Below are 18,267 nucleotides of genomic sequence, written 5' to 3'. Positions count from 1 at the left end.
CCGGCCGGTGCGGCCGGAACCGTCGCTCCCGGCCGGGTACGGGGCGGCCCCCGGCCGGCCCCGCCGCCGCTACCGCTCGGCGCCCACCATGCGCAGCACGAGACCGGCGTAGAACTCGCCGACCTCGTCGGGCGTCCGGCTGCCCCGTGCGTTGAACCAGCGCGCCACGTCGATGCAGAGCGAGAGCACCGCGAGGGCGGTGCCGGGGACGTCGGGGACGTCGAACTCCCCCGCCTCCACGCCCTCGTCGATGATCCGGCGCACCACCGCTTCGGTACTGCGGCGCAGCCCGACGATCTCGGCGCGGTGCTCCTCGCCGAGCGCGTCGAGTTCGTACTGGACCACGCGGGCCGTGGTGTGCTGCTGCGCGTGCCAGCGGACGAAGGACCGTACGGCCTCGGCCAGCCGCTCGGCGGCGGTGCCGTCCCCGTCGGCGGCGGCCTCCAGGACGGCGAGGGCACGGTCGTGACCGATCCTGCTGATGCGGTGGAGCAGTTCTTCCTTCGTCTTGTAATGGATGTAGAGCGCGGCCGGGCTCATTCCCGCCCGGCCCGCGATGTCCCGCGTGGTGGTGGCGTGGTACCCGCGCTCGGCGAAGGCGTCGACGGCGGCGACGAGGAGCCGTCTGGCCGCCTCGGGCGTCACCTCGGCCCACGGCGCGCGGTCGCCGTCGGTCTCCTCCGCCGTGCTCATGATCACTCGCCCCTCTCGTCAACAGGACGAACACCATACCCCGAACCTGAGCAAGCGCTTAGGGCCCCTTCGGGTGGAGGGTAGGCATCCGCTTACGCGTCGCAGCCGTCGCGCGCGGGGACGTTTCGGCAGCCGTCGAAACGTCCCCGGCGCATCCTGGAACACATGGCACGCATGTCACATCCCGATCCGGCCGCGCCCCGGCTCGCCGCCCTGGCCGCGCTCCTCGCCGACGAGACCCGGGCGGCCTTCTGCCTGGCCCTGCTCGACGGCCGCGCCTGGACGGCGGGCGAACTGGCCCGGCACGCCTCGGTGGCACCGTCCACCGCCAGCGAGCATCTCGGCAGGCTCGTCGCGGGCGGGCTGCTGGCCGAGGAACGGCAGGGCCGCCACCGTTATGTGCGGCTCGCCGACGAGCGGGCCGCGCATCTCGTCGAGGACCTGGCGGCCCGCGTCGCCCCCGACGCGGCGGCCGACCGCCCGCGCGCCCTGAGCGCGGCGAGCGCGGGCAGCGCGCTGGCCCGCGGACGCACCTGCTACGACCATCTCGCCGGGCGGATCGGCATCGCGATCGCGGACGCCATGACCGCGCGCGGACTGCTGGTGCAGGACACGGGTTTCGCCCTCACCGCCGACGGCGTCGCCTGGTTCGCGACGCTGGGGATCGCCCTGGAGTCGGGGTCGCGGCGTCCGCTCGTACGGAGCTGCCTGGACTGGACCGAACGCAGGCCGCATCTGGCGGGGCTCGCGGGCGCGGCGCTGTGCCGGCACGCGCTGGGCACGGGGTGGTGCGTACGGATCGGGTCCGGCCGGGCGGTGCGGGCGACGGCCGACGGGGAACGGGCACTGCACGAGCACCTGGGCATCGAGCCGTCCATCCTTCGGTAGGGCCCGAACCGTCGCGCACCTACGGTCGCCCATGACGACATCCCCTCCCCCACGCTGCGACGCGAGGCGCTTCCGCCGCGGGCCGCCCGGTGCTGTGGCCGGGGGATCCTGTGGTCCGGGCTGCTCCGGTTCGGGCTCTGCACCGTGGTGCTCGGCCAGGCCGAGCGGCTGGTGGACGCGGGCACGGCGGCGATGGTGGTGGACATTCGGCCCGCTGCTGATCGCGCCGCCGGGTTCCCGGGTGCTCGGCGAGGCACCGCCCGGGAGGCTGGTGGCGGGGATGGGAGTGCCGTTCGTGGGCGCCGTCGTGGTCGGGCTCCCGATGACCATACCGAGGACCCCGAGGACGCCCCGGCCGGGACGGGCCACGCACTCGCCCTCCTGATGCCGGGCCTGGCGGCCGACGGCGGCGCACACCACTGACGTCCCCGTCCCACGGCGCCGGTCCGACGGATTCACGGGTCCGGACGCGGTCCGGCGGACTCCCGGCTCCCGGCGCGGTCCAGCGGACTCACGGATCCCGGCACGGTCCGACGGACCCACGGATTCAGACGCGGTCCAGCGGACTCCCGGACCCCTGGCGCTCGGCCCCGGAATCCTGGAACTGGGTGCGGTAGAGCTCCTCGTACCGGCCCCCGGCCGCGAGGAGTTCGTCGTGGGTGCCCCGCTCCACGATCCGTCCGTCCTCCACCACCAGGATGAGGTCGGCCGACCGCACGGTGGACAGGCGGTGGGCGATCACGACGGCGGTGCGTCCGGCGAGCGCCTCGGTGAGGGCCTCCTGGACGGCCGCCTCGGAGGTGTTGTCCAGGTGGGCGGTGGCCTCGTCGAGGATCACGACGCGCTGGCGGGCCAGCAGCAGCCGGGCGATGGTCAGCCGCTGGCGTTCGCCGCCGGAGAGCCGGTAGCCGCGTTCGCCGACGACGGTGTCGAGCCCGTCGGGCAGCGAGGCGACCAGTCCGTCCAGCCGCGAGCGGCGCAGCGCGTCCCAGAGGTCGTCCTCGGTGGCGTCGGGCCGGGCGAGCAGCAGGTTGGCCCGGACCGACTCGTGGAAGAGGTGGCCGTCCTGGGTGACCATGCCGAGGGTGTCGCGCAGGCTGTCGGCGGAGAGGTCGCGCACGTCGACGCCGCCGATGCGCACCGTGCCCTCGTCCACGTCGTAGAGGCGCGGCAGCAGTTGCGCGATGGTCGACTTGCCCGCACCGGAGGAACCGACGAGCGCCACCGTCCGGCCGGGTTCGGCCCGGAACGAGACTCCGCGCAGCACCTCCCCGCCGCCCCGGGTGTCGAGGCTCGCGACGTCCTCCAGTGAGGCGAGGGAGACCTTGTCGGCGGCCGGGTATCCGAACCGGACCCGGTCGAACTCGACGGACACCGGTCCCTCGGGGACCGCCCGGGCGTCGGGCTTCTGCGCGATGAGCGGTTCGAGGTCGAGGACCTCGAAGACCCGCTCGAAGCTGACGAGGGCGCTCATCACCTCCACCCGCGCCCCGGCGAGCGCGGTGAGCGGCGCGTACAGGCGGGTCAGCAGCAGGGCCAGCGCGACGACCGCGCCCGCGTCCAGCTGCCCGCGCAGCGCGTAGTACCCGCCGAGCCCGTAGACCAGGGCGAGCGCCAGCGCCGACACGAGGGTGAGGGCGGTGATGAACGCGGACTGGGCCATGGCCGTACGAATCCCGATGTCGCGCACCCGCCCCGCCCTGGCGGCGAATTCGGCGGACTCGTCGGCGGGCCGGCCGAACAGCTTGACCAGGGTGGCGCCGGGCGCGGAGAAGCGCTCGGTCATCCGCGTCCCCATCGCGGCGTTGTGGGCCGCCGCCTCCCGCTGGAGCCTGGCCATCCGGGTGCCCATGCGCCGGGCGGGCAGCACGAACACCGGCAGCAGCACCAGCGCGAGGACGGTGATCCGCCAGGAGATGGAGAGCATGACGCCGAGGGTGAGGAGCAGCGTCACGACATTGCCGACGACGCCGGACAGGGTGTTGCTGAAGGCGCGTTGGGCTCCGATGACGTCGTTGTTGAGCCGGCTGACGAGCGCGCCGGTGCGGGTACGGGTGAAGAACGCGACCGGCATGCGTTGCACGTGGTCGAAGACGGCGGTGCGCAGGTCGAGGATCAGCCCCTCGCCGAGGTTCGCCGAGAGCCAGCGGCCGACCAGTCCGAGTGCCGCCTCGGCGAGGGCGATCGCGGCGATGAGCAGGGACAGGCGCGTGACGGTGCCGGTGTCCCCGCCGGTCACGATGGCGTCGACGACGCGGCCGGCGAGTACGGGGGTGGCGACCGCGAGCAGCGCCGTCGCCACGCTCACGAGCAGAAAGAGGGCGACCCGGCGGCGGTGGGGGCGGGCGAAGGCGGCGACGCGCCGCAGGGTGGCGCGGTCGAAGGGGCGCCGGTCCGCCTGCGCGTTCATGACGTTGTGGAGCTGTGTCCACGCGGTGGTTTCCATGCTCATGGCTGGAACGTACGACCTCCAGCGGACTTGAGGTCAACGCCCGGCCGTCCGCCGCCCGTCACCGGCCCGGGATCCGTGCGGCGTCCGCCGGTCCAGGACCTGCGCGAGATACGCCCGGAGCAGGACGCGGGTCTCGGCCACGACGGCGTCGTCCCCCGACGGATCGGTGCGGAAGGCGAGTCGGAGCAGGGCGTCCGCGGCCTCGACGCACACCAGGATCGTCCGGTGCAGGTCCTGACCCGGCACCGGGCCCAGATACCCGGCCAGGAGCGGGGTGAGACGGACGGCCACCCGGTGGTTGGCGTCGTCGGCCGGGTCCTCGTCGGGAGCGGGGGCGGGGGCACCGAAGTCCACGAGGGCGAAGCCGGCCACGGCGCGCTTCATCGCCAGGTACTCGTCCAGCACGGCGTCGATGGCGCTCTGCCAGTCGGTCGTCGGGACGGTGGCCAGCCGGGCGGTGACGCGTTCGGCGTAGCTGTCCAGGTTGCGCCGGGCGAGTGCGTCGGTCAACGCGCGCTTGTCGGAGAAGAACCGGTAGACGGAACCGATGGGCACCCCGGCCCGGAGGGCGACGGCCCGGGTGGACAGCCGCTCGTACCCCGTCTCGTCGAGGAGTTCGGCGCAGGCGTCGAGTATCCGGGCCAGACGTTCGGCGCTGCGCCGCTGGACCGGGACGCGGCGGAGGTGGCTGTTCGCTGGGGGCACGGGCTCCATGATGCCGTGGCCCTCCGCCGCCCGGATTCCCCCGTGCGGCGCGCCTGCGCCACCGCGGGACGCCGTCTCGCGCCTGCACCGCCACGGAACCCCCTGCTTGTCACCGAATGGCGTTGACGAGCCACGTTCCGATTCCTACGGTTGTCCATAGGATTTCTTCGGCACCGGGAGCGCACATGAGTGGCATCGAGCAGGCGAGGAAGACGGCACAGGGGCTCGGGTATTCCCCCGGATTCGGCAATGAGCACAGTTCGGAGGCGGTTCCCGGGGCGCTGCCGCACGGCCGCAACTCGCCCCAGCGCGCCCCTCTCGGGCTCTACGCGGAGCAGCTGAGCGGCTCGGCCTTCACCGAACCGCGGGCGCACAACCGCCGTTCCTGGCTCTACCGGATCCGCCCCTCGGCCGCCCATCCCCCGTTCGTCCGCGTCGACAACGGCGCGATCCGCACCGCCCCGTTCACCGAGACCGTGCCCGACCCCAACCGGCTGCGCTGGGACCCGCTGCCCGAGCCCGCGGCCGGGACGGACTTCCTGGCCGGTCTGTGGACCCTCGGCGGCAACGGCGACGCGACGCGGCGCGCCGGTATGGCCGTGCACCTCTACCACGCCAACGCGTCCATGACCGACCGGGTGTTCAGCGACGCGGACGGCGAGCTGCTGATCGTCCCGGAACGCGGCGGCCTGCTGCTCCGCACCGAACTGGGACTGCTGCGCGCCGAACCGGGGCATGTCGCGCTGATCCCGCGCGGGGTCCGCTTCCGGGTGGAGCTGCTCGACGCCACCGCCCGCGGCTACGTCTGCGAGAACTACGGCCGCCCGTTCGTCCTCCCCGATCTCGGCCCGATCGGTGCCAACGGCCTGGCGAACGCGCGGGACTTCTTCGCGCCCGTCGCCGCGTACGAGGACGACGACCGCCCGGTGGAGGTGATCAACAAGTTCTGCGGGAACCTCTGGTCCGCGACGTACGACCACTCGCCGCTCGACGTGGTCGCCTGGCACGGCAACCACACCCCGTACGTCTACGACCTGCACCGTTTCAACGTCATCGGGTCGATCAGCTACGACCACCCCGACCCGTCGATCTTCACGGTGCTGACCTCGCCGTCCGACACCGCCGGTCTGGCGGGCGTCGACTTCGTCGTCTTCGCCCCGCGCTGGCTGGTCGGCGAGGACACGTTCCGGCCGCCGTACTTCCACCGCAACGTGATGAGCGAGTACATGGGCCTGATCGAGGGCGCGTACGACGCCAAGACGGCCGGGAAGGGCGGATTCGTGCCGGGCGGCGGTTCGCTGCACAACATGATGTCGGCGCACGGCCCGGACCGGGAGACCTTCGACCGGGCGAGCGCGGCGGAGCTGAGGCCGCAGAAGATCGACGACGGCCTGGCCTTCATGTTCGAGACCCGCTGGCCGGTGACCGCGACCGCGCAGGCGGCCGGTGCCGACCATCTGCAGCGCGGCTACGACGACGTGTGGCAGGGTCTGAGCCGCAACTTCAGGCCGTAGGCGAGGACCGCCACCACGCGGCCCACGCATCGTCGCGTCCGCTGTGTCGCAGTACGGAGATACCAGGTGACTCAGGTGCCCCAGATGCCCAAGACGCCCCCGGTGCCGGCCTTTGCCCCCGATTCGCTGGTCCTGAACCGCAAACTGCCGCTGTGGTACCAGGTCTCGCAGTCGCTGCGCGCCTCGATACTGGGGCGCGCGGCGGACGCCTCGCAGCGGCTGCCGACCGAGGAGCAGCTCGCCGCGCACTACGGCGTGAGCGTGCTGACGATGCGGCAGGCGCTCAAGGAGCTGGAGACGGAGGGGCTGATCAGCAGGCACCGGCGGCGCGGCACGTTCATCGAACCGCGCGCCCGCCGGGTCTCCCCGGTCCGGCTGCTGGGTTCGATCGACGCGATCGTGGCCCAGCAGTCGGGCGAACGGACCTCGGTCCTGGACCACGGCCCGGTGGCCGTGCCGTGCGAGCTCGGCGAGCACTTCCCCGGCTGCTCCGAGGTGGTCAGCTATCGCAGGCTGCGCCGGGACGAGGACAGCGACGAGCCCACCAACTGGGCGGAGAACGCAGTGCATCCCGAGGTGGCGGCGCGGCTCGATGTCGCCGACCTCGAACGCTGGCCGATGACCAAGGTGCTGCGCGACCGCGTCGGCGTCCGGATCGCGCGCATCACCGACACCGTCGAGGCGCGCCTCGCCGACCCGGTCACCGCCGAACTCCTCCGGGTGCCGCTGCTCAGCCCGATCCTGTTCTACACGGGGGTGACGTACGAGGAGGGCGGCCGGGTGGTGGACGTGGCACGGATCCGCTACCGGGGCGACCGGTTCTCCTTCTCGGTCACCGTGGAGGCGCACTGACGCGCCGGCACGACGGGGCCGCCGGACGCACCCGCGCCGGGTCCGCGCCCCCGTGCCTGGTACGCGCCCGCCGGGGTGCGCCCGTGCCGCGTGCGCCGGCGCCGGGCGAGCGCCACCGGCCGCACTCCGGCGGGCGCGGTTACGATGCCGGGGCAGGCACGCGGGCGACGTGGCGACGGGGAGGACGACACGGTGGCAGCACGGGCGGCGGGCGGCTCCGATGACGCCCGGGGCGACGGTGCCCCGCTCCTCGACGACCTGATGCCCTGGTCCGTAAGGCCGTTGCGCACCGGACGCGCCTGGGTGACCGCCCCCGACGCCGCCTCGCTCAGAGCCCGCTGGGACCGGCTGACGAAGGCCGCGCGGGACGAGCACGAGCGATTGTTCCGGGTCACCCGTTCCCGTGATCCCCGAAGCCGGGTGGCGGCACTGCCCGGACAGGCCACGGGCACCGGCCCGTTCGACCGCGAGGAGGGGCCGTGCCCCGCGCCGGTGCGGATCGCCCACGGCCCGTTCGACGAGCAGTGGCTGATCCCCGACCACCGGCTGATCGACGCCGCCCGCCCCGAGCTGTGGCGGGTGGCCGACGGACATCAGTTCTTCGTCGTCGAGCACGGGTACGTGCCGCAGGACACCGGCCCCGCGCTGTCCGTGACGGCACTGCTGCCGGACGGTCATTCGCCCGCGGGCCGGCCGGGCCGGATCCGGCCGCTGTACCGGCGCCCCGGCGGCCTCGAACCCAATCTGGCTCCCGGGCTGCTCGCCCTGCTGAAGGACCGCCACGGGGACGGGGTCACCGCCCGGTCCGTGCTGGCGTGGATCCTCGCGGCGGCGCGCCAGTCCCCCGCCGGATGCGTGGTGCCGCTGCCCGCCGACACGGCGCGCTGGTCGGCGGGGGTGGAGCTGGGGCAGGAGCTGCTGCGGCTGCATCTGCGCGGCGCCCGGGGCGGGGAACGTCCCAGGCTGCCGGGCGGACGGCGGCCCTATGTGCGTGCTTCGGTGCCGTCCGCGCCGACGGCCCTGGAGTACGACCCGGTCGACGAGGCGCTCCTGCTGGGCACGGGCCGCGTCTCGCCCGTACCGGCGGGGGCGTGGGAGTTCCGGGTGGGCCGGGTCCGGGTGCTGGAGCTCTGGTTCGGTCGCCGCGCGGCGTCCTGGGCGAACGGGGCCGGAGGCGCGGGCGCGGAGCGCTCGCCGGACGTGGCCGGCCTGGAGGCGATCCGGCCGCGCGCCTGGCCCCAGGAGTGGACCTCGGAACTGCTGGAACTGGTCACGGTGCTCGCCCTGCTCGCCGAACTCCGCCCCGAGCGGGAGGAGCCGGCCGAGGGCCCGCACCTCACGGCGGAGGACCTCCGGGCCGCGGGCGTGCTGCCCGTCCCGGACGCGGCTCGCCGCCCCGCCTCCGTGCTCGACCACCGCGAGGAGGGACCGGACGGGCAGTTCGCGCTGCTGTGACCGGCGCGGGAAAGGACGACCCCACCGAAGAGGGGCACGAGGCGGCGCCGCCGGATCGGGCCGGACCGCAGGGCGGAGCTATCGGCCGAAGGAGTCCAGCACCCGCCCGAGCGCCCGGTCGAAGACCCCGTCCATATCGATCGGACCGGGGTCCTCGGCGAACCCGGCCGCAATCCGCGGGTACTTCCCGGTCGCTATCTGGCTGATCAGGTACTCGGTGCGCACCGCATGCTCCCGCTCCTCGGACCAGGGCAACGACCGGCTGCGCTCCGCCGTGGCGATCTCGTTGGCCACATAGGTGGTGACGACGCCGTTGACCATGGCGACGAGCTCCATCTTCTCGCCGAACCGCGCGTCGACCCCGTCCAGGCAGCTGAGCGCGTACTCCAGGTACCGCAGGGCGTTCGGGCTGAAGCCGTAGACGGGTGACATCAGCCGGGGCATCCAGGTGTGGCGGTGCATCATCGCGCGCGCCTGATGGGCCAGCGCCATCAGATCGGCGCGCCAGTCGCCGGACGGCTCCGGGTACTCGTAGTCGCCGCTGACCGCGTCGAGCATCAGCTCGTGCAGGTCCTCCTTGCGCGGCACGTAGTTGTAGAGCGACATCGTGCCGCAGCCGAGCTCCGCCGCCACCTTCCGCATGGACACCGCGTCGAAGCCCTCCGCGTCGGCGATGCGGACCGCCGCCGCCGCGATGTCGGCACGGCTGAACGCCGGCTTGGGGCCGCGGCCCGCGCGCTCGGGGCGCGCCCAGATCACTTCGGGTACAGCGGGACGCCCCACCATCGATCATCACCTCGCCCCACCATCCTAGTTACGTACAGCGTACGTAGTGCGGTACGGTGGGCGGCATGACAACTACGTACGCTGTACTTAGTGAAGGTCTGGAGAAACGCTACGGCGAGGTCCACGCCCTGCGCGGGCTCGATCTGGCCGTCGCCGAGGGCACCGTCTGCGGGGTGCTGGGGCCGAACGGCGCGGGCAAGACCACCGCCGTCCGGGTCCTCACCACGCTGACGGTCCCGGACGGCGGCAGCGCCCGGGTCGCGGGCCACGACGTGCTGCGCGAGGCGCACGCGGTGCGCGCGGCGATCGGTGTCACCGGTCAGAACGCCTCGGTCGACGGCGAACTGTCGGGGCGGCAGAATCTGCGGCTGTTCGCGAAGCTGCTCCGGTTCCGGGGCGGGGCCGCCCGCGCCCGCGCCGACGAACTGCTGGAGCGTTTCGGGCTGACGGAGGCCGCGGACCGCCCGGCCCGCACCTACTCGGGCGGCATGCGCCGCCGGCTGGACCTCGCGGCCAGTCTGCTGACCCGCCCCCGGGTGCTCTTCCTGGACGAGCCGACCACCGGCCTCGACCCGCACAGCCGCAACCGGATCTGGGCCGCGGTCCGGGAACTCACCGGACGGGGAACCACCGTCCTGCTCACCACGCAGTACCTGGAGGAGGCCGATCAGCTGGCCGACGACATCGTGCTGATCGACCGGGGCCGGACCGCCCACCGCGGCACCCCCGCCGAACTGAAGTCGCTCATCGGCAGCTACGCCGAGGTGGTCGTCGCCCATGAGTCGGCGCTGGCCCCGGCCGCGGGCGCCCTCGACCAGCTCACCGGGGCCGAACCGGTGATCGACCGCGAGCGCCGCACCGCCGGTGCCGTCGCGACCGACAGCACGCTCACGCTCCCCCGCGTCGTGCGCGAACTCGACGCCGCGGGCGTACCCGTGATCGACGCGAGTCTGCGCCCGCCGACGCTCGACGAGGTCTTCCTCCGCCTGACCGCCCGCGGCGACGTCCGCACCGCCCCGCCACCGAAGGAGACGGCAGCATGAGCGGCACCACCGCACCCGTCCACGACCACGACCTCCCTGCCGCCCCGTTCGCCCCGGCGGCCGACGCCCTGGCCGTTCTGGTCCGCCACCTCCAGCGGATCAAGGCCGCGCCCGGCGTCGTGATCCTGACGCAGACCATGCCGATCACGATGCTGCTGTTCTTCGGTTACGTCTTCGGCAGCGCCCTGGCCGTGCCCGGGCAGGAGTACCGCGCGTTCCTGGTGCCGGGCCTGCTCGCGGCGACGGCCGCGAACGGTGTCATGACCGGGATGTTCCAGGCCTCGCAGGACTGCCACCGCGGGGTGATGGACCGGTTCCGCACGCTGCCGATGAGCCGGTTCGCCGTGCCGTTCGGACAGACCGCGGCCGACCTGCTGACCACGGCCGTCGGCATGGTCCCGCTGATCCTGGTCGGACTGGCGGTCGGCTGGCGGATCGAGGGCGGCCCGTTCGGCGCCCTGGGCGCCTTCGGGCTGCTGCTGCTCCTCCGGTTCGCCACGTCCTGGCTGGGCTGCTGGCTGGGCCTGCTGATCCGCAACGAGGAGGCGGCCGGTCAACTGGGCAGCGCCACGTTCGTCCTGCCGCTGCTGTCGAGCGCGTACATCCCGACCGACAACCTGCCGGGGTGGCTGCGCACGGTCGCGGAGTGGAATCCGATCAGCGCCCTGGCCGCCGCCGCCCGTGATCTGTTCGGCAACGCGTCACCGGCCGCCGATGCCGCCTGGCCGGTCGCCCACCCGGTGGCGGGGACGCTCGCCTGGTCGGTGGCGCTCCTCGTGGTCTTCGTGCCGCTGACCGTACGACGCCACGCGCGCGGCGGCGAATGACACCCGCGCACCGCGCCGTCCGGACCGACGGCCGGTGAGTACGCCGAAGCGCCGCTGCGGACCCCGGGGATGACGGGAGGGTCGGCAGCGGCGCGCGGCCGGTACGAACGATCGCCCGATCGGCCCGGGCACGGCCGATGAGCGGTGGTGACGGGCCGTCGGGTCAGTGGCGGCTGCCGAAGAGCGAGCGGCGCAGCCGGCTCAGCGGCGCGAAGAGCGAGACCCGCGCGCTCCTGCTCCGACGGCTGTGTCCGACCTCGCGCGAGGTCAGCTCGCGCATCAGCAGCGTGGCCTCGGCGACCTCCCGCCGGGGCACGGCAGGACCGCCGAGCACCGCGAGATGGCGGTCGAGGCGCGAACTGGTCGCACTGCTCCCGCATGTGATGGCAGGCACACGTGGCCTGCTGCGGACCGTTATCTGTTCCATGTCACTCCCCACCCGTACGAGGGCACCCGGCCCGGGCAGGCTAACCCTAACCCCCCGCGAGGACACTCGTGTATCCCGCCCGGGGGATCGGGCGCGCCGTCCGAAGGTCGACGATCACTCTCCACACCCGTCCGGTTCCAGGGCGAGTCGGCCGCTGCTGAGCCTCCGCCCCGCCCTGGACAACGGGAGGCCGGACGAGTACGCCGCGGACAGGGCCTCCCGACCCTCGCACCGGCCCGTCGGGCCCGGCACGTCCTACGGCGGGGATCAGGCCGCCGAGTCGAGAACCGGCAGGTAGCCGCCGGACTGTCCGGCCGCCGTGGGATGGTACGACTCACCGATGTTGAGCCAGTTGACACTGTGCAGCCAGGCGTCCCCGGAGCAGATCTCGTGCCCGGTGAACTTCCCCGCGACATCGGCGAAGGCGAACCCGTGATCGGCGGCACGCTTCGCGGTCGTCGTGTTGAGGAGGTCGGCGGCGTCGTTGATCGCGGTGCGCACCTTGTCGCTCAGACCGGCGGCGCAGCTGCCGCCGACCTTGTAGAAGCGCGGGTAGCCGAGGACGACCACACGGGCGGAGGGCGCCTTGGCGCGGATCGCCGAGTACACCGAGTCGAGGTTGCCCGGCAGGGTCGCGCCGACGTAGCTGCGGGCCGTGGCGATCCGGCCGAGACAGGTGGCCTCCGACTGGAGGACACAGGTCATCATCACATCGGCGAAGCCCGCGTCGTTGCCGCCGATGGAGATCGAGACGAGGTCGGTCGAGGAGTTCAGCGGCCCGAGCTGACCGGAGGTCACATCGCTGGTACGGGCGCCCGAGCAGGCGGTGAAGGAGAAGGACGAGGGCGAGTGGGAAGCGGCCCAGAGCACCGGATACGCCTTGGTGCTGCGTTTGCAGGACCCGCTGGCGCTGTCGTAGCTCCCGGCGCCGACGCCCGAGGAGTACGAATCGCCGAGGGCCACGTAGTCGACCCCCTGGACGGACTGCGCGGCGGACGCGGTGGCCGCCCCGGTCAACGCGAGTACGGCACCGAGCAGGAGCGAGGACGAGAACGCCACGAGTCTGGACACCTTCATGGAACCTCCCTTGGACCGACCGGCAGGATCTCCGCCTTGGTCTGCCGTGTCCGTGGTAGCAGCACCGGCCCCACCTTTGGAAGTGTGCATGCCAAGTTGCTCGAAGGAGTTCTTCCGCGCGCCCCCTTGATGTCGTGTCATGTCCGTGGCCGACCTGTCGGACACGGGGAGAAAGGTGATGAAACCCGGGTGCGCCGGGCCTCCCGTTGCCGGATCATGAGCGCCATGTCCTCCACCCCTGAGTCCGCGCTGCCGATCCGGCTCACCGTCGACGACGGCGATTCGCCGTCCGATGTCGTGGACGCGCTGTTCCTCGGCCGCTTCGCGACGGGCGAGCAGCCCTACTCGCACAGCTCCTCCCTCGACCGGGTCAAGGCCGATGCCACCCTGCTGCCCCCGGCCGCCACGGTGCTGCGCGCCGCCCGGGACGACGACCGCAGCGCCACGCTCGCCGAGGGCGACGGCTGGACCCTGCTCGTCTCCCGGTGGAACCGGGGCGCCGACGTCACGGTCACCGCGACCAGCGCGGAGCTGGCGCGCGAGATCCTCGACCGGGCGACGGAGGGCGTGCGGGACGAACCCGAACCGCAGCCCGAGAACGTGACGATGGGGTTCTGGTACGTGTCACCGCGCCGCGGCCCGTACCGCACCACCCGTCAGATCGCCGCCGGAGCATGGGACGAGGTCCGGAGCAACTACACGGCTCCGGTGGCCGATGCCATGGACCGGCTGATGAAGATCACCCCCGACGACATCGCGGGCCGGCTGCTCCTGCTGCACGGCCCACCCGGCACCGGCAAGACGTCGGCGCTGCGCACGCTCGCGCGTTCGTGGCGGGACTGGTGCCAGGTCGACTGCGTGCTCGACCCGGAGCGGCTGTTCAACGACGTCGGCTATCTGATGGACATCGCGATCGGCGAGGACGAGGGCACGGCGAAGGGCCGTTGGCGGCTGCTGCTCCTGGAGGACTGCGACGAGCTGATCCGCGGCGAGGCCAAGCACACGGCGGGCCAGGCGCTCTCCCGGCTGCTGAACCTCACCGACGGACTGCTCGGCCAGGGGCGCAACGTGCTGGTCGGCGTCACCACCAACGAGGACCTGGAACGGCTCCACCCGGCCGTGGTCCGGCCCGGCCGCTGCCTCGCCAGGATCGAGGTGGGCCCGCTGACCCGCGAGGAGGCGGTGGGCTGGCTGGGCGCGGAGGAGGGACTCGGCCGCGAGGGCGCCACGCTCGCCGAGCTGTACGCGCTGCGGCGCGGCAGCGGCCCCGCGTCGGTGCCGAGGCAGGATTCCGGCGCGGACGCGGGCCTCTATCTCTGACGGCCCGACACCTCCGGCGGATCCGGGCATCCCCAGGCGGATCCGACGCCCCCGGCCCCGGCCCGTTCCCGCACGGGCCCCGTGGCGCTCGCCGGGCGAGCGGTCCGGCGGGTGCTTCCCCGCGCGCCGGCTCAGTGCGCCGCGTAAGCCGCACGCACCGCTTCCTCGGCCAGCGACAGCGCTTCGGCCTGCGACAGGCCCAGCCGTCGCGCCTGATCGGCGTACTCGCGAGCGGCGGACGCCGCGTGACGGTCCGCCGCCTCACCGGCCGCGGCGATGAACGTGCCGTTGCGGCCCCGGGTCTCGATCACGCCGTCGGTCTCCAGCGCCCGGTACGCCTTGGCGACGGTGTTCGCGGCGAGGCCGAGCTCCTCGGCGAAGCCGCGTACGGTCGGAAGTCTGAAACCGACGGGAAGCGCGCCGGAACGGGCCAATTCGGAGATCTGCGCGCGCAGTTGCTCGTACGGGGCGGTCCCGGAGGCCGGGTCAAGGACGATCTTGAGAGTCACGTACCGATTGTCCACCACCGCGGCCCCCCGCCGCCGACGTCCGCCACGGTGCCGTCGCCGTCCCACCGCCGTCGCGTGGCGATCCCGACACCGTTCCACCACTGGTCCGATGCCGGAAAATCGGAGGCGGTGCGACGCACCCCCGCGTAGCGTCCGGCCCATGACTGTCCTCGTTCGCGACTTCCTGCCCGCAGACGCCGCTGCCTGGGCGCGCGTCGGGCATGCCGCAATGCCCTACATCGTGACCACCCCCGAGCAGGTCTCCTTCGACCTCGCCTCCGCCCGGTCCGAGGAGCGCCGCCGACTGCTGGTCGCCGAGGAGGACGGGGAGATCATCGCGATCGCCCGGACCGGGCTGGCGTCCGACAGCCCCGAACCCGGCCTGGCGTTCTGCGACCCGTACACGCATCCGGACCGCACCGGGCGCGGCGCGGGAGGGCTGCTGCTGCGGACGGCGGAGGAGCACCTCGCGAGGGAAGGGGCGCGCACCGTCTACACCTGGGTGCTCGACACCCCGTCGAACCGTGCCTTTGCGGAGAAGCGCGGCTACGCGCCGAGCCGCTCGGCGCACTTCCTCCGCCTCGACCTCGCGGGCGGCGCGCTGCCGCCCCGCCCGGCCGTCCCGGCGGGCGTCGAGCTGCGCACGGGGGCGGACTTCGCGGACGACCCGCGCCCGCTCTTCGAGGCCGACGCCGAGACCACGGCCGACGAACCGAGCGACACCCCGGCCGAACTGTCCGACTACGAGCACTGGCTCCGGCAGACCTGGCGCCACCCCGCGCTCGACCACGAACTCACGTCGGTCGTGACGGTGGACGGAGAGGTGGCGGCGTTCACCGCGGCCCGGACCGACGGCCGGACCCGCTACATGTCGGGGATGACCGGCACCCGCCGCGCGTACCGGGGCCGCGGGCTGGCGAAGCTCGCCAAGCACGACTCGCTGCGCCGGGCGCGCGCGGCCGGGTACACGGACGCGTACACCGGCAACGACGCGGACAACGCTCCGATGCTGGCGGTCAACCGCTGGTTCGGCTACGAGATCTGTGCCACGGAGGTGCGGCATGTCCGTGAGCTCGGCTGAGTCCTCGCTCGTGGTCGCCCTGGTGAAGGCCGGGCGGACCAAGATCAGGTATCCGGCGGGCCTGGTCCGCGACGACGGCACCCGGATCACGGCACGGGCGCCCTGGGCGGCGCCGGGGGTGCGGGACTTCGGCTTCGTACGGTTCGAGCCCGGGGACGTGTTCACCGAGCACTACTGGCGCGACCGCTGGTTCGCGGTGAAGGAGGTCCGGTCCGGGTCGGGCGGGCTCAAGGGCTGGTACTGCGACATCACCCGGCCCGCCGTGCTGCGGGACGGGGAGCTGATGGTGGAGGACCTGGACCTCGACCTGTGGGTGTCGGCCGACGGGTCGTCCGTGCTGCGGCTGGACGAGGACGAGTTCGAGGCGAGCGGTCTCGCCGAGCGTGATCCGGTGGCGGCCGACGCGGCCCGGCGGGCGCTGGACGAGCTGGAGCTGCTCGCCAGGACGGACGGTCTCGCCGCACTGCTCGGATGACGCGTCCGGCGGTCGGGCCGGACTTCCGGTCCTCCGCCTCCGCCCGGTCGGCCCCGGTGCGTCGGCCCTGCCGGGGCGGCCGGGGCCGGGCGGCACGGGCGGGGGACGAACGATCGAGCACGGCCAACCTCGGAGAACCGACTGTCCGTGATGATCGGCTCAATTAAAGTGCTCAGGTCAGTTCCCCACCCGGTGACCTGAGAAGGAATCACGGATATGCCCACTGAGACGTTCGAGTTTCAGGTGGAAGCGCGCCAGCTTCTGCAGATGATGATCCACTCGATCTACTCGAACAAGGACGTGTTCCTGCGCGAACTCGTCTCCAACGCCTCCGACGCGCTCGACAAACTGCGGCTGGAGGCATTGCGCGACGACTCGCTCGGCGCGGACGTGTCCGACCTCCACATCGACATCGAGGCCGACAAGCAGGCCCGCACGCTGACCGTGCGGGACAACGGCATCGGCATGTCTCACGACGAAGTGGTCCAGCTCATCGGGACGATCGCGAATTCGGGCACCGCCAAGTTCCTGCGGGAACTCAAGGAGGCCAAGGAGTCCGAGGACGCCACCGCTGCCGAAGGGTTGATCGGCCAGTTCGGGGTCGGGTTCTACTCCAGCTTCATGGTGGCCGACGAGGTCACACTGCTGACCCGGCGCGCGGGCGAGACCCGGGGCACCCGCTGGACGTCGACCGGCGAGGGCACGTACACGATCGAGACCGTCGACAGCGCCCCGCAGGGCACCTCGGTCACGCTCCGGCTCAAGCCGGAGGACACCGAGGACCGGCTCTACGACTACACCTCCCCGTGGAAGATCAGGGAGATCGTCAAGCGGTACTCGGACTTCATCACCTGGCCCATCAGGATGGTCACGGAGACCGACGCCGACGCGAAGGACGCCGAGGAGGGCTCCGACGACGCGCCGCGCGAGCCCGAGACCCTCAACTCGATGAAGGCCCTGTGGGCGCGCTCGCGCGACGAGGTCTCGGACGACGAGTACCACGAGCTGTACAAGCACATCAGCCACGACTGGATCGACCCGCTCGAAACCGTCCGGCTCCAGGCGGAGGGCACCTTCGAGTACCAGGCGCTGCTGTTCATCCCGTCGCACGCGCCCCACGACCTGTTCATGCAGGGGTACAAGCGCGGCATCCAGCTGTACGTGAAGCGCGTCTTCATCATGGACGACTGCGAAGCGCTGATGCCTCCGTACCTGCGCTTCGTGAAGGGCGTCGTCGACGCGCAGGACCTGTCGCTCAACGTGTCGCGCGAGATCCTCCAGCAGGACCGCCAGATCCAGATGATGCACCGCCGCCTGGCGAAGAAGGTGCTGTCGACGGTCAAGGACATGATGACCGCCGACCCGGAGCGCTACGCCACGTTCTGGCGGGAGTTCGGCCGCGTCGTCAAGGAAGGGCTGCTGAGCGACTTCGAGAACCGCGACGCCATCCTCAAGATCGCCTCCTTCGCCACGACCCATGACGAGGGCGAGCCGACCACGCTGCGGCAGTACGTGGAGCGGATGAAGGAGGGCCAGGAGCACATCTTCTACCTGACGGGCGAGTCCCGGCAGGCCATCGAGAACTCCCCGCACATGGAGGCGTTCCGGGCCAAGGGCATCGAGGTGCTGCTGCTGACCGATCCGGTCGACGAGGTGTGGGTCGAGGCGGAGCCCGAGTTCGACGGGAAGAAGCTGCGGTCCGTCGCCAAGGGCGAGATCGACCTCGGCACCGAGGAGGAGAAGAAGGAAGCGGCGAACGAGCGGGAGAACCGTCAGCGGGAGTACGCGGATCTGCTCTCCTGGATGACGGAGCGGCTCGGCGAGACCGTCAAGGAGGTGCGTCTCTCCTCGCGCCTCACCGTCTCGCCCGCCTGCATCGTCTCGGACGCGCACGACGTGACGCCCGCCCTGCGGAACATGTACCGGGCGATGGGCCAGTCCGTCCCGGACGCCAAGCGCATCCTCGAACTCAACCCGGAACACCCGCTGGTCGGCGGACTCAACCGGGCCTACGCCGAACGTGCCGAGAAGGACACCACCGGTCTGGAGGAGACGGCCGAGCTGCTGCACGACCTGGCGCTGCTGGCCGAGGGCGGGGAGCTGGGCGACCCGGCGCGCTTCGTCCGGCTGATGGCCGACCGCCTCGAACGCGCCCTGTGACCG

General features: G+C 72.6%; 17 protein-coding genes and 1 pseudogene. 11 read left to right on the top strand and 7 right to left on the bottom strand.

All coding sequences use genetic code 11. The annotated features are described in order from the left end of the window. Window positions 1-69 precede the first annotated feature (69 nt). A complete protein-coding gene (locus ACFYY6_RS12335; protein ID WP_351522900.1) occupies window positions 70-693 on the bottom strand; it encodes a TetR/AcrR family transcriptional regulator in 624 nt (207 codons plus the stop codon). A 165-nt stretch (window positions 694-858) separates the two neighbouring features. Here ACFYY6_RS12335 and ACFYY6_RS12330 point away from each other — a divergent pair, with 165 nt between their 5' ends. After that, window positions 859-1,581 carry an ArsR/SmtB family transcription factor gene (locus ACFYY6_RS12330; RefSeq protein WP_389192955.1) on the top strand — a complete coding sequence of 241 codons (723 nt, stop codon included), beginning with the start codon at window positions 859-861 and terminating at the stop codon, window positions 1,579-1,581. A 39-nt stretch (window positions 1,582-1,620) separates the two neighbouring features. Then, a pseudogene (locus ACFYY6_RS12325) lies at window positions 1,621-1,909 on the top strand (EamA family transporter); the annotation flags it as partial. Window positions 1,910-2,128: 219 nt separating this feature from the next. On the opposite strand, the gene ACFYY6_RS12320 reads toward ACFYY6_RS12325, so the two are convergent. Both ACFYY6_RS12320 and ACFYY6_RS12315 read right to left on the bottom strand, forming a co-directional pair. Continuing rightward, the gene (locus ACFYY6_RS12320) at window positions 2,129-4,033 is read right to left on the bottom strand and encodes an ABC transporter ATP-binding protein (RefSeq protein WP_351522904.1); all 1,905 of its coding nucleotides are present in this window, start codon (window positions 4,031-4,033) and stop codon (window positions 2,129-2,131) included. A 33-nt stretch (window positions 4,034-4,066) separates the two neighbouring features. Continuing rightward, entirely contained in the window at window positions 4,067-4,747 is a 681-nt protein-coding gene (locus ACFYY6_RS12315) for a TetR/AcrR family transcriptional regulator (RefSeq protein ID WP_351522906.1), read from the bottom strand. Window positions 4,748-4,923: 176 nt separating this feature from the next. Between ACFYY6_RS12315 and hmgA the strand changes: the two genes are divergently transcribed. The 3 genes from hmgA (at window position 4,924) to ACFYY6_RS12300 (ending at window position 8,559) form a co-directional block, all read left to right on the top strand. After that, on the top strand, window positions 4,924-6,252 hold the full coding sequence (gene hmgA / locus ACFYY6_RS12310; RefSeq protein ID WP_351629275.1) for a homogentisate 1,2-dioxygenase: 1,329 nt from the start codon (window positions 4,924-4,926) through the stop codon (window positions 6,250-6,252). Between the two features lie 84 nt (window positions 6,253-6,336). Continuing rightward, on the top strand, window positions 6,337-7,104 hold the full coding sequence (locus ACFYY6_RS12305) for a GntR family transcriptional regulator (protein WP_351522910.1): 768 nt from the start codon (window positions 6,337-6,339) through the stop codon (window positions 7,102-7,104). A gap of 192 nt (window positions 7,105-7,296) precedes the next feature. Further along, the gene (locus tag ACFYY6_RS12300) at window positions 7,297-8,559 is read left to right on the top strand and encodes a type ISP restriction/modification enzyme (RefSeq protein ID WP_351522912.1); all 1,263 of its coding nucleotides are present in this window, start codon (window positions 7,297-7,299) and stop codon (window positions 8,557-8,559) included. 78 nt (window positions 8,560-8,637) lie between these two features. On the opposite strand, the gene ACFYY6_RS12295 is transcribed toward ACFYY6_RS12300, so the two are convergent. Further along, window positions 8,638-9,345 carry a TetR/AcrR family transcriptional regulator gene (locus tag ACFYY6_RS12295; protein ID WP_351522914.1) on the bottom strand — a complete coding sequence of 236 codons (708 nt, stop codon included), beginning with the start codon at window positions 9,343-9,345 and terminating at the stop codon, window positions 8,638-8,640. A 65-nt stretch (window positions 9,346-9,410) separates the two neighbouring features. Between ACFYY6_RS12295 and ACFYY6_RS12290 the strand changes: the two genes are divergently transcribed. Both ACFYY6_RS12290 and ACFYY6_RS12285 read left to right on the top strand, forming a co-directional pair. Then, window positions 9,411-10,388, top strand: a complete 978-nt coding sequence (locus tag ACFYY6_RS12290) for an ATP-binding cassette domain-containing protein (protein ID WP_389192951.1) — start codon at window positions 9,411-9,413, stop codon at window positions 10,386-10,388. Further along, window positions 10,385-11,215: an ABC transporter permease gene (locus tag ACFYY6_RS12285; RefSeq protein ID WP_351629268.1), complete on the top strand. Its 831-nt coding sequence runs from the start codon at window positions 10,385-10,387 to the stop codon at window positions 11,213-11,215. Before ACFYY6_RS12290 ends, ACFYY6_RS12285 begins: the two co-directional genes overlap by 4 nt. Before the next feature lie 163 nt (window positions 11,216-11,378). Here ACFYY6_RS12285 and ACFYY6_RS12280 read toward each other — a convergent pair whose 3' ends face one another. Then, the gene (locus tag ACFYY6_RS12280) at window positions 11,379-11,642 is read right to left on the bottom strand and encodes a hypothetical protein (protein WP_351522920.1); all 264 of its coding nucleotides are present in this window, start codon (window positions 11,640-11,642) and stop codon (window positions 11,379-11,381) included. Between the two features lie 267 nt (window positions 11,643-11,909). Continuing rightward, window positions 11,910-12,719 carry an SGNH/GDSL hydrolase family protein gene (locus ACFYY6_RS12275; RefSeq protein WP_351522922.1) on the bottom strand — a complete coding sequence of 270 codons (810 nt, stop codon included), beginning with the start codon at window positions 12,717-12,719 and terminating at the stop codon, window positions 11,910-11,912. Between the two features lie 216 nt (window positions 12,720-12,935). Here ACFYY6_RS12275 and ACFYY6_RS12270 point away from each other — a divergent pair, with 216 nt between their 5' ends. Continuing rightward, window positions 12,936-14,039, top strand: coding sequence for a DUF5925 domain-containing protein (locus ACFYY6_RS12270; protein WP_388650207.1), 1,104 nt, complete (start codon window positions 12,936-12,938; stop codon window positions 14,037-14,039). A gap of 131 nt (window positions 14,040-14,170) precedes the next feature. Here ACFYY6_RS12270 and ACFYY6_RS12265 read toward each other — a convergent pair whose 3' ends face one another. Beyond that, window positions 14,171-14,548: a GntR family transcriptional regulator gene (locus ACFYY6_RS12265; protein ID WP_351522926.1), complete on the bottom strand. Its 378-nt coding sequence runs from the start codon at window positions 14,546-14,548 to the stop codon at window positions 14,171-14,173. Window positions 14,549-14,708: 160 nt separating this feature from the next. On the opposite strand from ACFYY6_RS12265, the gene ACFYY6_RS12260 reads away from it, so the two are divergent. From ACFYY6_RS12260 to htpG, 3 genes are all read left to right on the top strand, one after another. After that, window positions 14,709-15,629 (top strand): GNAT family N-acetyltransferase, encoded by a 921-nt coding sequence (locus ACFYY6_RS12260; protein ID WP_388650210.1) that lies wholly within the window; start codon window positions 14,709-14,711, stop codon window positions 15,627-15,629. Then, window positions 15,610-16,104 carry a DUF402 domain-containing protein gene (locus ACFYY6_RS12255; RefSeq protein ID WP_351522930.1) on the top strand — a complete coding sequence of 165 codons (495 nt, stop codon included), beginning with the start codon at window positions 15,610-15,612 and terminating at the stop codon, window positions 16,102-16,104. The genes ACFYY6_RS12260 and ACFYY6_RS12255 overlap by 20 nt, the downstream gene beginning before the upstream one ends. Before the next feature lie 216 nt (window positions 16,105-16,320). Next, window positions 16,321-18,264 carry a molecular chaperone HtpG gene (htpG, locus tag ACFYY6_RS12250; protein ID WP_351522932.1) on the top strand — a complete coding sequence of 648 codons (1,944 nt, stop codon included), beginning with the start codon at window positions 16,321-16,323 and terminating at the stop codon, window positions 18,262-18,264. Window positions 18,265-18,267 lie beyond the last annotated feature (3 nt).

It is taken from the genome of Streptomyces sp. NPDC001750, assembly GCF_042892615.1.
Lineage (GTDB): Bacteria > Actinomycetota > Actinomycetes > Streptomycetales > Streptomycetaceae > Streptomyces.
This window is presented reverse-complemented; position numbering and strand designations above follow the sequence as displayed.